Origin of the sequence: Acidovorax temperans (assembly GCF_028596105.1) — a bacterium.
Classification (GTDB): Bacteria; Pseudomonadota; Gammaproteobacteria; order Burkholderiales; family Burkholderiaceae_C; genus Acidovorax; species Acidovorax temperans.
Window position 1 is genome coordinate 1,551,836 of the sequence record NZ_CP117193.1, and the last position, 13,705, is coordinate 1,565,540.

Annotated in this window: 11 protein-coding genes; 6 read left to right on the forward strand and 5 right to left on the reverse strand. The window is 64.1% G+C overall.

What is annotated here, in order from left to right; genetic code table 11:
- The first annotated feature begins 123 nt into the window (after positions 1-123).
- The 6 genes from PQV96_RS07345 to PQV96_RS07370 all read left to right on the forward strand — a co-directional run bounded on the left by PQV96_RS07345 (position 124) and on the right by PQV96_RS07370 (position 7,646).
- Positions 124-726 (forward strand): hypothetical protein, encoded by a 603-nt coding sequence (locus PQV96_RS07345; protein WP_273624911.1) that lies wholly within the window; start codon positions 124-126, stop codon positions 724-726.
- Positions 727-1,159: 433 nt separating this feature from the next.
- The gene (locus PQV96_RS07350; RefSeq protein ID WP_273624912.1) at positions 1,160-1,738 is read left to right on the forward strand and encodes a hypothetical protein; all 579 of its coding nucleotides are present in this window, start codon (positions 1,160-1,162) and stop codon (positions 1,736-1,738) included.
- On the forward strand, positions 1,731-2,444 hold the full coding sequence (locus PQV96_RS07355) for an RES family NAD+ phosphorylase (RefSeq protein WP_082836390.1): 714 nt from the start codon (positions 1,731-1,733) through the stop codon (positions 2,442-2,444). Before PQV96_RS07350 ends, PQV96_RS07355 begins: the two co-directional genes overlap by 8 nt.
- 73 nt (positions 2,445-2,517) lie before the next feature.
- Positions 2,518-3,285 (forward strand): Hachiman antiphage defense system protein HamA, encoded by a 768-nt coding sequence (locus tag PQV96_RS07360; protein WP_273624913.1) that lies wholly within the window; start codon positions 2,518-2,520, stop codon positions 3,283-3,285.
- Positions 3,285-6,782, forward strand: coding sequence for a DEAD/DEAH box helicase (locus PQV96_RS07365; protein ID WP_273624914.1), 3,498 nt, complete (start codon positions 3,285-3,287; stop codon positions 6,780-6,782). Before PQV96_RS07360 ends, PQV96_RS07365 begins: the two co-directional genes overlap by 1 nt.
- Positions 6,783-6,809: 27 nt before the next feature.
- Positions 6,810-7,646, forward strand: coding sequence for a hypothetical protein (locus PQV96_RS07370; RefSeq protein WP_273624915.1), 837 nt, complete (start codon positions 6,810-6,812; stop codon positions 7,644-7,646).
- A 37-nt stretch (positions 7,647-7,683) separates the two neighbouring features.
- On the opposite strand, the gene PQV96_RS07375 is transcribed toward PQV96_RS07370, so the two are convergent.
- The 5 genes from PQV96_RS07375 to PQV96_RS07395 all read right to left on the reverse strand — a co-directional run bounded on the left by PQV96_RS07375 (position 7,684) and on the right by PQV96_RS07395 (position 13,696).
- A complete protein-coding gene (locus PQV96_RS07375; RefSeq protein ID WP_242638251.1) occupies positions 7,684-7,980 on the reverse strand; it encodes a hypothetical protein in 297 nt (98 codons plus the stop codon).
- Between the two features lie 115 nt (positions 7,981-8,095).
- Entirely contained in the window at positions 8,096-9,325 is a 1,230-nt protein-coding gene (locus PQV96_RS07380; RefSeq protein WP_273624916.1) for a hypothetical protein, read from the reverse strand.
- A 157-nt stretch (positions 9,326-9,482) separates the two neighbouring features.
- Positions 9,483-10,937, reverse strand: coding sequence for an argonaute/piwi family protein (locus PQV96_RS07385; protein ID WP_063460619.1), 1,455 nt, complete (start codon positions 10,935-10,937; stop codon positions 9,483-9,485).
- A complete protein-coding gene (locus PQV96_RS07390) occupies positions 10,934-12,781 on the reverse strand; it encodes an SIR2 family protein (protein ID WP_207374758.1) in 1,848 nt (615 codons plus the stop codon). Before PQV96_RS07390 ends, PQV96_RS07385 begins: the two co-directional genes overlap by 4 nt.
- Before the next feature lie 198 nt (positions 12,782-12,979).
- Positions 12,980-13,696: a TIGR02391 family protein gene (locus PQV96_RS07395; RefSeq protein ID WP_063460617.1), complete on the reverse strand. Its 717-nt coding sequence runs from the start codon at positions 13,694-13,696 to the stop codon at positions 12,980-12,982.
- Positions 13,697-13,705: the final 9 nt, after the last annotated feature.

A 13,705-nucleotide genomic window follows, 5' to 3' on the forward strand; every position in this document is an offset into this window, starting at 1 on the left:
GCCGACCCTCATTTTATCGAGCAGGCGCCACGACGCCCGAGGGCTGCGGATCACCGGCGTCGGGCTTGCATCGGCACGGGGGCGGGGGATCCTGAACGTGGTGGCGATGGCGCTGCCGCTTCGATGGTCCACGCCTTCCGCGCACGGACCACGGTTCGCCGCCGCGTGGCTGTGCGCCGGAGACTACACAGGAGATTCGTCACGGAAATCAGGATCACGAACGCCGAGGGCTTCGACCGGGCGGCGCAGGGCGCGGACCTCGCCGTCGTCATCGCGCGCGCGAACATCGAGACCTGCCAAGTGGGCGGAACGGTCGCGCGTCTGATGCTGTTCAGCGACAATGCGGTCCAGGTTCACCGCTTCGCGGGCCGCATGGTGGTGCAGGTCGAGGGCTACGACGACGACCCGCGTCCGCTGCTGCTGATTCCCGAGTGCGTGCGCTTCTTCCGGGCCGTCAATGCGCAGTGGAGCCACTGGCTGCACTTCCTCCTGCCGCAGCCCGACCAGATCAAGCTCATCCTGCTGATGCTGGTGGACGTGGACCTGCAGGAGGAGGACCGGCGCCTTCCGCCCGGCTACCGGCTGCGCCATCCCGCGCAACTCGGCCGCGTGCTCCAGCGCCTGTTCATGTCGATGAACGTGCTGCACGAGACTTTCGACGTCCCGGAGGCGCACAACGAGGCGATGACGGCGGCCGTAATCGCCGCGCTGGGGCTGGTGGGTTGATGCCAGTCCCGGGCTATCGGTCCGTCCCGCAAAGCGCTTCGTCCAGCGCCGACGGCGCCGAAACTGCCGGCGCGCTTCGCCGGAGAGGGTACGCCTGTCGGACTGCTGGCAACGCCGGCTGTATGAAGCCATCCGGCAAGCACCCGGATCGATGGTTGAATCCCGGTGGCGTTGGGTGCGCGAGCACCAGCGGCACCGTTCGCACCGAGCCTTGTCCCGGTGTTTTTACCGCGATTCCGATCCCTCTCGCCCGAGCATGCCGCACGCTCTGCACTGCTCATTGGATTACATGAAGTAGAGGAAAATGAGATAATCTAGATAATCTTTCCCTGGAATAAGCCATGACCGCCATCCGTGACACCGCAGCATTCGCTACCCTGGTGGGCACCCCGAGCGAGGTGCGAAGCCGGCTCGTCAAGGTCAAGGCCGACGGGTGATCGTGTTGCCCGTGGCGCGGGCCGATGCCCAGTACGCGGGCCTGCTGGCGCAGACGTTAGCCAACGTCGTGTCGTTTATCGACGCGGCGTTGCGCGAGCAGAACGAGCAGACCCTGAAAGCATTGGTCAACGCCGTGGTGCCCAAGGCTCCACCCGAGCCGACCCTGCTTCGGGAGGCGGCGATGCTCGCGCGCTCGCGCAAGGCCGTGCTGGAAGGCGCGGACTGGCTGACCGCGGCCAAACTGGCCGAACTGGCCGGCCTGAGCGCGACCAATCCGAGCACACAACCCAACAAATGGAAGCGCCAGCGGCAGATCTTCGCGATCCACCACAACGGCGTCGATTACTTCCCCGGCTACGGGCTGGATCCCGAAGCCGACTGGAGGCCACGCAAGGCCCTGAAGTCTGTCCTGGAGGTCTGTGGCGACGAGAAGGACGGCTGGGGGCTGGCTTACTGGTTTCTCTCGGCCAACAGCTTCCTGGGGGGGCGGCGCCCGCAGGATGTGCTGGCGATCCAGCCGGAGCAGGTCATTGCCGCCGCCAGTGACGAGATGGAAGGCGTCGTGCATGCCTAAATCGCGCAAGGCCCCGTTGGCCGCCAGCGCGTCACCTCCCACTGGCGGCGACGGCACGGCAACCCCGGCGCCACCGGCCACGCTTCACATCACGCCATGGGCATTGCCCGCCAAACAGGTGCTGCACCGTGTGCATGAGGATCTGTACAAGGCCGACCAGTTCAATCCGGGCCTCAAGGGCAACGCGCGCTTCAGCCCGATCCGCGACGCCCAGGGCGACCTCATTCCGACTCTCTATGCCGCGGCCACGTTCGAGGCGGCCTCCATGGAGTCCGTGTTCCACGATGTATCCCATGCACCCGGCTTCAAGCACTACGACCAGCGCGAGCTGGAGGGGCAATTGCACTCCGAAGTCAAGGTCAAGCGCGAACTGAAGCTCGCCGACCTCAGCAGCGTTGCATTGCGCAAGCTGGGTGCGCAATGCAAGCAACTCATCGATACCGAGAAGGATCAGTATCCGGCGACGCGCCGCTGGGCCGAGGCCCTCCACGCTCAGCACCCAGAAATCCAGGGGCTGTCCTGGATCTCCCGGCAGGACGATTCGGCTCGCGCGGTGATGCTGTTTGGCGACCGAATTCCGAAAGGCGCGCTGCATCAGGTCGGCGATTCGCGCAGTTTGCTGAAGGAAGAACAGACCTATGCGCAGTTGCTGAATCTGGCCGATCGGATTGGCGTCGACATCGTGCCGGGCAAGGGGACGCCGTAGTTCAAACCCGAGAAACTTGCGGGCGAGGGGCGTTCCCAGATCGGCTGATCACCAAGAACAATGGGAGGAGATGATGGAGTTCGCGAAGTGGTGCGTGGCAACCGAGGAGTCCGTTCAGACGCACAAGTTGCGCGGGCTGGGTATTGCTACCGGAGGGCAGGCACATGCGATTGGCGCGATCGCGAAAGCCGTCCCAGGCTACTACACGGATCCGAAACGCGTCGCGGATCTGCTGAGAAAGCTGGGCAAGCCGGCCGCTGCCGCCCATGTCGAGCAGAAGCTTCCGACGCAGGCATCCATCCGCTCCGGCGATCTGGGCGAGATCCTGTGCAACGCCTATGTTTACGAGGCCACTCCCTTCAATCTCGGCATCAAGCGTTTGCGCTGGAAGGACCATCGCAACATGTCGATGCGCGGTGAAGACGTGCTGGCCTTCAACTTCGACTCGAAAAGCGGCAGCCTGAAGATCCTCAAGGCGGAGGTCAAGAGCCGGGCAGGAATGCGCACGGCCGTCATCGACGAGGCCAGGGCGGCGCTCTGCGCCAACAGCGGGCTCCCGTCGCCGCATGCGCTCGCGTTCGTCGCTGACCGCTTGAACCAAGCCGGCGACACGTTTCTCGGCGATGCGCTGGACAAGGCTCAGCTCAAGGATGGCATCCGCGTCTCCCAGGTCTCGCACATGCTGTTCACATTCTCGGGCAACGACCCGCTGAAGCTTCTGAAAACCAACCTGCAGTCCTATGCCGGCCCCGTGCCGCAGCACTACGTCGGTCTTCGTGTCGATAGGCACCAGGACTTCATCAAGGCGGTCTTCGCGGCAATCGGCAAGGTGGGCAAGTAATGGCCGCGACGCTCGAGGAACTGAAAGCCAACATCGACGCTGCCGTGGTGCCCGGATTCAGGGCCAGGCTGCTTGCCCGCGGCCAGGCGCGCGCGATGATCTGGCGCGACGGTGCTCTACCGGAGGAAGCGCCCAACTTCGGTAGTGAGCTGTCGGACGACTTGCTGTCCTACGGGTACTCGCTGTTGCAGCACGGCCTGCGGTATGTCGATATGGGCGGCGACGCCGAGACAGCCCGCAAGAGCTTCGAGGTGGCCGCCGAAGCGCTCGAAGCCGTAGTTGCGCGGGGCGAAGCCAGCGCGGAGCGCGACTTCCACCGCCTCGTCGCGGCTGCGGCCTATCACCTGGGTCGTTTCTCGGCGAGGGCCTACTCGCTGCTGCACCAGGGGCTGGCCGAGGCAAATTTCTCGGCGATGGAAAAGGGGCTGGCGAAGCTGATGCTCCGCGATCTCGACGGCCTGGCCGGGGACGTCGGCGCATGGTTCGCCTCGGGCCAAGGGAGCGAGGGTGCGGTCGTTGCCGCGCTGGACCGGCCCGACACATTGGCCGATGGCGACGACACGGACGGCGCGGGGGCGACCGACGAGCGGATTGGCGCCGTGCTTGTCGCTCTGGAGGACAACTTCATGGCCGCGCTGGCGGTCGCGATGCTGGCCCTGGAACGCGGCGACGAAGCCTTGTTGTCGCTCGCGCGCGAGCGCCTGCAGCGCGGCCTCGAGGCCGCCGGCGAGCTCGAGCTCGTGCCCGCCTGGTGGTGTCACCGCCTGGCGATCCATCTGCTGGGGGGCCTCTGGGAGACCAGCTTCCACAAGATCCTGCCGCTTTCCGGGCCGCCCGGCGCAGAGATTGGCGACTGGGCCCGGCTGCGCAAGCTCTTCATCGCCTCGCTCTACCGCAGGAGCAAGTCCGAGGTCGAGCTCTGGCCGTCACAACTCCAGGCGGCGCGGCGTGTGCTCGACGCCGGCACGAACCTCGTGCTGTCGCTGCCCACCAGCGCGGGTAAGACGCGCATCGCGGAGCTGTGCATCCTGGCCTGCCTGGCGCGGGGCAAGCGCATCGTCTTCGTCACACCGCTCCGGGCCTTGTCTGCACAGACCGAGGTCGGCCTGCGGCGCACCTTTGCCCCGTTGGGAAAGTCCGTATCGAGCCTGTACGGCAGCATCGGCGCCAGCGGCGCGGACGTCGACGCCTTGCGCTCGACCGACATCGTCGTGGCCACGCCCGAGAAGCTCGACTTCGCGCTACGCAGCGATCCGACGCTGTTGGACGACGTCGGCCTGGTGGTGCTCGATGAGGGCCACATGATCGGCCTGGGCGAGCGCGAGGTGCGCTACGAGGCTCAGATTCAGCGCTTGCTACGGCGTTCGGACGCAGCCGGGCGGCGCATCGTGTGCCTCTCGGCGATCTTGCCGGATGGACACCAATTGGAGGACTTCGCCGCCTGGTTGACGCGCGACCAGCCCGACGGGTTGATCAAGGACGACTGGCGTCCGACCCGGCTGCGCTTCGGCGAGGTCGAATGGAAAGGCCAGCATGCTCAGCTCAACGTGAGCGTGGGGGACGAAAAGCCCTTCATCCCGAAGTTCGTGGTTCCGAAGAGACCGACCCGCGGACGCGCCAGAAAGTTGTTCCCGGCCGACCAGGGGGAATTGTGCATCGCAACCGCGTGGCGTCTGGTGGAAGAGGGTCAAACCGTCCTCGTCTTCTGTCCGATGCGCCGTTCGGTGCTTCCTCTGGCCGCGACCATCATCGAGATGCACAAGCGTGGCCACATCGACTCGATGCTCGCACAACCGGTCTCCGCGCTGGCCACGGCACTGGCCGTCGGCACGGAATGGTTCGGGCCCGATCACGACATCCTTGCGTGCCTGAAATTGGGCGTGGCGGTCCACCACGGTGCGCTGCCCACGCCTTACCGCAAGGAAGTCGAACGGTTGTTGCGGGAGGGCGTGCTTCGCGTCACGGTGTCATCGCCGACCTTGGCCCAGGGACTCAACCTCGCCGCGACCTCGCTGGTCTTTCGTGGGGTGAGGCGCGGCCGTGATCTCCTCGCTGCCTCGGAATTCCGCAATGTCGTCGGCCGGGCTGGGCGTGCTTACATCGATGTCGAAGGCTTGGTGCTTTATCCGATGTTCGATAACATGCGGCAACGTCGTAAGGACTGGCAGGAACTGGTCGCGAACCAGGCGGGTCGGGAGATGGAGAGCGGGCTGCTCCGGCTGGTCGCAGCGTTGCTCAGCCGGATGAGCAAAAGGTTGGGGTCCAGCGACGCCGGCCAACTGGTCGAGTACGTCGCGGGGCAGGCCGCGTGGGAGTTCCCGGTGCTCGCCTCCGAGTCGACCGAAGAGGCCGGCGACCCAAGGCAGCGATGGGACCAGCATCTGGCAAGCCTGGACACCGCGATCTTCAGCTTGCTCGGCGATTCATACGTGCTGGACGCCGAAGTCGAGGCCAAGCTTGATGAGATCTTGGTGGCTTCGCTGTTCCAGCGGCGCCTTGCGCGCTACAACGAAGATGTTCAGAAACTGTTGCCGGCAGGGCTGCGCGCCCGCGCCAAGTACATCTGGCGCAACAGCACGCCCACACAGCGGCGGGGGTACTTCCTGGCCGGCGTGGGTCTGGCCGCCGGAAAGGCGCTGGACGAACGGGCGCCTGAGTTGGAGCGCCTCCTGCTGGCGGCCAACGTTAACATCGGCGTCGGCGATCAGGAAGAGGCGGTCGCGGCGATCACGGCCTTCGCCGAGATCGCGTTTGGCATCTCGCCGTTCCGCCCGGAGAGATTGATCGACGGCTGGAAGCCCTTGCTTAGACGCTGGCTTCTCGGGGAACCGGTGTCCGGGGCCCCGTCTGGGGACAACGACCAGTCCGTCCAGTTCATTGAGCAAGCCTTCGTCTACAACCTGCCTTGGGCGATGGAGGCCGTCCGGGTGCGTGCCGAGGCGCATGAAGATCTGTTCTCGGATGAGGTCAAGCTGTCCGACTACCCGCGGGCGCATGCAGTTGCAGCGCTGGAAACGGGAACGCTGGTGGTCGCTGCCGCAATCCTGATTCAGGCGGGCTTCGGATCGCGGCTGGCAGCCATCCAGGCCGTCACTTCCACTGGGGCGAACTTCGATTCGATGCGCGGCCTGATGGCTTGGCTTGCTTCGGAGGAAGTGCAGGCATTGTCCGCAGCGCCAAACTGGCCAACGCCGGAATCGCACGCGCTGTGGCTCGATTTCCACGGCCCCGGTGGCGCGCAGGCTGTGCAAGCGTGGGCCGCAACCGAATACACGAGTCCCATCACGTGGCAAGGCGTCCCGATGCCACCCGGCACGCCATTGCGCCTTGGCGGCGGGCCGGGGAAGGAGCGAAGCGTGTTCACGGCCGACTTCCGGGAGGTCGGGACGCTCGGCTGGACGCCCAGTTCCATGGGTTTGATCGTCGCGACCTCTACCAACGATCTCGGCAAATTCTCCCTGGAGTACCTGGGGCCTGGCAACGTGAATCGTGGCTGAGTGCGGTGGCGTTGAGAGGAGATAGCAGTGGCGGACGAACTGATTCTGAATCACCAAGACTTGAACAACCTTCATCGGCACTACATCAACCTGACCTGCGTGGACTCCGGTGAGCATGCCAGGGAGTCCAATGGCGGAAAGCCGAAGCGCTACAACTTCAGCGCTTTCGTGGTCGATGTTGAGGGCGTCCTGCTCGCCATCACGGCCGGGCATGTCTTTGAAGAACTGAGACAAGCCGTCGCGCTGGGTTCGATCCTGTCGGATTGGGCCATCGATGATTCGATGGTCTCTGACCACGGGTTCCCTGCATACCCGGTGGACGTGAACCTCGATAAGGACATCCTCTTCTTCCATGAGGATGGACTGGACTACGGGGCGTACCTCTTGGATCCGATGGCGTCGATCGCGCTCGAAAAGAGCGGCATCGTTCCGGTCCGGAAGGAGCAGTGGGACTCGGAGGATCTGGAGGAGTTTTCGTTCTGGACGCTGGTCGGCCTGCCAACCCAGTTCGCAACCCTGAGTCATGACCGGCCTTCCCTGAAAAGCCATGTCACGGTGCGCGTGATGCACCTGCCTGAACGCCCTGGCGACTTGTTGCCGACAAAGCATTCACGTCTATTCGCGAGGGTCGATTTCGAGTCCGTCGCGGAATGGGAACGACAGTTCGATATTGGCGGAATGAGCGGGGGTCCTGTCTTCGGTACACGGCTGCCGCCACAGGGTTCCGCCTATGACTATCGGCTGATCGGGATCCAAAGTGCCTGGGACAACCGTGAGAACGTTGCGATGTGTGCGGCGCAACCGTTTTTCAGGGCACTGGCCCAGATGATCAGGGGGCGGCGGGATAACCAAAGGGGCGAGTGAGAGCGAACGTCTTTGGCCTCCGAACCTGAAGTGGTTTTCAGTTCAGGTGCTGATGAACCAGCCGTCGGAACTCGGGGCGCAGCGAGGCATCGGGGGCAGACAATAGAGCGTTTTGCCCTCCGTTGTGCCAGCGCAGCTCGCCTCGCAGTCCGTTGAGCGTCAGGACTGCACCGTCGAACACGCGCATCGTGGCCGTGCCTTCAATCATGGGGAGCAACAGCGTCACCCAGTTGGGCTCGATCCAGAGCCAGCGGCGTTCGCCGTTCGGCATGTCCGGGTGCGACAGCTCGATCTCGGCGAGACTGCCCTCGGCGGAATCGAACAGCTGGAGCATGGCGAAGTGGACGGGCATGGCAACGGAGGACTGCGAAGCGATGGTCGCATTGTCCTGCTACTGGTTCGGGTCTGTGTTTTCGGCTTGGCATCGTGTTCCTACGATGCCAACTCGTTCAAGCGCGCAGGATAGCCTGGGCCTTCGCCTTCGCCTTCGCCTTCGCCTGCGCCTGCGCCTCGCCGTGCTGGTTGCGTTCGAGTTCAGGTAGCGCAAGTCCTTCGTCGCCATCGACGTACAGCGGCCCGCCGAAGTCGCTGTCGTAGAACTCGCCATCGTTCGATCCGCCGTCGTGGCGGGCCGCCAGCGTGGAGAGCGTCAGGTCCTCACCGCGCGCCAGCGCCACGCATTGCCAGATCCAGGCACGCACCGGATCGCCTTCGGCGAGGGCGCGCTCTGCAGCGTCTCGCAACCAGTGCAGGCCGGCCAGGGGCGCCACGCGTTCTTGCGCCCATGAGTCGCCGAGATCGGCAAGGTCTTCCAATGCCCGGTGAGAGCCCGCTTCGGCCGCCCGGCGCAGCCACCGGGTGCGGGCTTCGAGGCTCGTTGCCACCCGTGCCATCTGCTCGGGGTCGACGTCGCCGTTCAGGCGTTCGGCCAACGTGATGAACTCCGGGCGCTCGAAGGCCACTCCGTACTCCAGCGCGGCGGCGCGCACACCAGCTTCGGCGGCAGCCTTCAAGTGCGCCTCGTAGCGGGCGTACCGGGGCGCCAGCAGCAGGTACTGCTCGACCCAGCCGCGTTCACTGGCGGTGAGCTGGCGTCCCTTTTGCGACTCCTCGTAGAGGTAGGTATTGGGCTTGCTGCAACGGAACAAGGCAGCCAGCACCTGATGTGCGTGCGGATCTTTCGTCGCAGCCTGCTCCAGGCTCTCCAGGAGAAGCCCCGAAGCCAGGAACTGTTCGCGGGGGAAGGTGCTTGCGTTCTCGGATAGGCGGGAGGTATCGTCCCAGTCCTGCAGGTCTTCATCCGCATCGCCGTTCTCTTCGTGCTCGCCGGGTGCCTCGGACCGCCTGGCCATGCGCAGCAGTGGGGCCAGGGTTGCCCAACGGACCCGCCTCAACTGCTTGTCGGCGATGAATTCGCCAAGGGCGTCAGCCATAGCCAGTGCCTCGGCTTGGCCGTACTGCAGTTGCAGTGCGCGGCCGGTGATCTGCGGCTCGGCAGAGTCCTGCGGGGCCTGTCCGACGCCGTGGTCGGCCAGCAGCGCGTCTGCGGTCAGTGCGGCCCAGGTTCTGTAGCCGAACGCCGCGGCCAGCAATTCGTGAACGTGGCTGTGGCGGATGTTGCAGCCCGCGCGGGCTTGCAGGGATTGGTGGGCGGCGCGCGCCAGTGCTTTGAACATCATGCGTCTTCCTTTCGGTTCACCTCGCCGCGTCGGGGCAGACGCACGCGTTTAAGTCCCCGACGACGAGGCCCGGAAGGGAGATCGATGACGATGGAAGAAGAGCCTGTTTCTACTCGCGTGCAAGTACGGCGGGCGCCTTGCGCATGATTGTAGGTTCTTACATGAACAGCCGATAGGGGTAGCTGTGCGCGGGCAGGCTGGGCACATTGGAGATGGTGCGCGACAGCCGTTGCGAGTACATGATTGTCACCGGCAGGGGGTCGTACAGCGCATCGTTGTTCCAGTCCATCTTCGCCAGCGCCATGGCTTCGGAAGCCAGGAGTTCAAAGGGGCCGCGCCCCATGTGACGGCGGAGAACAATGGGTTTCGGGATGCTCTTGCCTCCCTGGAAATAGTCCCTGCCGCCGACAGCCGACGGTGCATTGCCGGCAAGCCAGAGGAGGGCCGCGTTGCCCGAGGTCATGACCAGGGTGCCGCGCGGAACCGGAAAGCGCGCTGGCTGGACGCTGGGTTGCTTGCCTGGTGCCTCGACCATCCAGACCCCTCGCCATGCCGAACTCGAGCCAATTTCGATGCACTCGACTTCCGGGATCGACTGCGTCGCGTCCTGCACTCCCTTGAGCTCGCCTTCAGTAAAGGCGGTAGTCTTGTGGATCACAAGGCGACGCGGGACGCGGCCCGCATGTCCTTCAAGGTAGAGCCGGACGCTGCGCGTGAGGACCGCCCGCATGTCAGCTTGCGATAGAAAGGGGTTGCGTCGTGCCTCCGCTTCGTCGGCAATGGCGTCATTCGCTTCGAAGGCGATGAACTGCATGCCGCCTCCTTCCATGTCGAAGACCTGCGAGCAGCAGGTCACATAGTGGGCTTCGTCCGAGGATCGGCGGATGGCATAGGCCAGCCCGATGTAGGCGGTGTCCTCGGGAATGCCCTCGATCGGCGCCAGCTTCCAGGGCGTCCCGCCGGCCTTGGCATACAGCGCCACGGACAGCCGCCACGCGCGTGCGCCCCAGTTGCCGAACTTCAGCGATTTGTCGTTGATGACTTGGGTTGGAATGCCCAACTGAGCCCCCAGTGCCTTGAGTTCGTCGTGTGCATCGAACTCTTTGGTTCGAAGATGCGGAAGCCATCGATCGGGAAAGTACACCAGCGCCACGTCAAACTGGGCGCGCGCCGCCTCAAGGCGCCTAAGTGCGTGATGGAGCGCGGCACGTACCCGCTCGCTGACCGTGTCGCCCTGACCGAGGTCGTACAGCTCCTCTGGCCACACGACATGGGCCTGCTTGTCGGCACTGAGCAAGTCCACCCCGAACAGGCTTTCGAATCCCGGATAGGCTTGTGCGTAGCTGTTGTTGTCGGTATTGCGTTGCGGTCCACGCAGGCTCTCCCGCATGTCGCGCACCAGCGCAGCACCTGACCTGGGGCCCACGTACGCGACGCGAAGGTCCTGGCTGTAGTGTCGATACGATGCCTGGTCGAACGCGCCAAAGCGCGACAGTCCCAATAGGGGGTGTCGATGGCGGGCCTTGGGGTTTCCAGACGCGAAGGCCAGTTCGGGTTCCTCCAGCAGCGTGAAGGCAGGCAGATTGATCGGGAGCGGCTTCTCGACACTCATCGTTGCCCCCGCGGCACATGGAAGAAATCGTGGTCGTGCGCTGGCCTGCTGCGTGCGGTCTTGGCGCCCAGCTCGAACACCGCATCGATACCCGTCTCCGCGGCCAAGCCGTAGGCGCTGCGTCGGGGACCTTGGGCATGCGTCAGCAACTCCACCCACGCATCGAGGATCGCGGACCAGCGGTGGTTGTACTTCTGCACCCAGCGCTCCCTGCGCCAATCTTCGGCCTTACGCCATTCGGCGTTCGATTGAGGGGGATCGGCATCAGGTGCGCGATGGTTGAGGTCAATGAAGGTCGCCGGTTCAAACACGGCCCACCAGCGGTCGTCGGCCTGCTCCAGCCGGATTGAAAGACCTTCGGAGTATTTGCCGGAAGTACCTGGGACCGGACCAGTTAACTCGGACCCATACGCAGTTTTCAAGCGCGACAGCAGCTCACGTCTGGCCTGGGCCAGCTCCCTGGGGAGCTCGCTGTTCGGACGTGACACCGAGAGGCTGTGGCCACGGCCATGCAACCGTGCGAACAGAGGCAGCTCCCTGCAGAGCGCGCGAACGAGTGCATCGTAGATCACACCCTTGGCCCAGGAGTCCCTGGCAATGTTCAGTGCGACCTCGCCGGCCAACTTGGCTCCGTATGGTGCCAGCGCTTTCTCCAGCGCCGCATCGGCCCCGAATGCGGCCAGCACGCCGGGGCCCCCTGCCTGGCCCACGGTGGCTCTCACGCCGGCCTGTTTGAGCAGGGCGCGAACGTCGGCGATGCCAGCGTTCGAGTTGAGAGCGATCCTTCGAGCGGACTTGGGCATCTCGATCAGAGGCATGGCCGAAAGCCTGAGCACCGGCGCTCGCAATGCCGCCTGTCGCAGCAGCGGTACCTGCGCCACAGTGGCGGCGCTGCGTTCACCGAACACATGGGTGACCAGGGGGGCAGGGAGGTCCGTGACGTCCGCGATGTCTCCGCATAGCTCATCGAAGGTGGTGCCCTTGACGAGGTGCACATCCACCTGTGCGAGCTTGGCTTGTTCAAGCAGTTCTCGAACGGCCGGGAGCAGGCTGTCCGCGTCACGGCACAGCCAGTAGATGCCCTTGGGGTAGCGCACGGGGGAACGAAGCACGGCGCCCAACGCCTGCATGACGGAATCGTCGCGTCCGCTGTAGCCGACCACGACCAGTCCGAACCGCTGCAGCGATTGGGTCAACACCAGACGCAACTGGGCATCCTGCTGTGCCAGTTCCTGATCGGTATTCTTGAGCTCGACAGACTGGTAGTCGCCATGCAGCTTCACGATTAGCGGCCACTCGCTCTCGCGCAGGCAGGTTTCGGCGCGGGCCGCATTGTCGATCGCGGCGAGGGTCGGCGTACCGCGTTCGTTGGCGGGCAGAAGCTGCGATGCAATCGTGGCAGCGCTTTCGACAAGCGAATCGAAGTTTGTGGTGAATACGCAGGGAGTCTTCCGTGCTCCCAGGAGTGAGCCCAGCACCTTGTGGCCGAGCGACGGGCTTCCTTTGCTGACCTGGTTCCTGATGAAAAGCCGACGATCGTCAGCTGTGGGGTACAGGGCCTCGAACGCCCGGCTGTATTCAGAGGGGTCTCCCTTGGGCGGGAGAACTCCCTTCCTCTCATGGTGCAGGTCGATGCGCGATTGCCAGACAGGGTCCGCCGGGTCGATCTCGCGCAGGCTGATGCCGGTCTCCGAAGCGAAAAGGCGCGTGCGGAACTCCTGGATCATCTGATAGCCCGTCGGTATGCCGGCCGTGGCGGAAGCGCCTGCGCCAAGCAACCACGCAAAGCCCAAAGGGTTCAAAGCAAAACGCTCTGCAAAAGCCCGGCCACTGATTTCCTTCATCCTGAATTCCTCTGGATCTCTTCTTCTTGCCAATTTGTAACGTATCACAAACGCAGTCTGGCGCAGGCGTGGCACCCGGAGGGCATGACTTGAGCTGCGGCGTGGATAGGTGCGGCGGATTCCCGGAGGTGCGGCAATTCACGCAGATGGGTTTCTTCCCATGCGCGCGAGTCCCGTGATCGTCTACACGGACAGTCGCTACGGGCGATCATTGCATTCCTCAACGCGCCGCGCCAGCAGACTCAGAGTGACGAGGTACTGAGCTGCCTTCTGCTCGTTCAGATCGTGATTGAGCGAATGCGCTTTCACGTTGCGCACACCTGTGTAGATACCCTCGTAGATCAGAAGAAATCCTTTTTGATCGTTCCTTCCCGTCTCCGTCCCGATCTCGCTGAAAACTAGCTTCCCCTTCTCCATACCGAAGGCCTGTCCCACGAGGTCCTTGCCATCCAGGTTGAGATTGGTGCGTGCCCGGATCATGTCGAACACCGCGATGACGCCGTTGAGTACCGCGTCCCGCAGATGGCCGTTACGGTACTGGCTCAGAGAGCTGGCAACAATGGCCGGATGCAGCAGGCCTTCGAACCCCATGGCTCCTGCATTCTTGGAGCCGTCCCGCGCCAGCGCTTCAGCGGCATTGAGGACGGAGGGGATGTCGTGGACCACGATGTCCTCGTAGTCGTTGTTCATGCCGAACCGGACGTGCCGGGCCATGTCGCTCAGTCGCCCGGTGTTCTTCATCTCTGGATCGACTTCCTTCCACAATCGAATGAGCGCGTCGTAGTCCTGCTTCATGTAGCCGTTGATCGTCTTGGCGGCGTCGTCTTCACCCACAAGCAGGCGGTCTTTGGCGTCATTGGCCTTCGCCGCCAAGTCGCGACACCTCTCATACACTGAAATTAGCCATTCGATCATTTGAAGTCC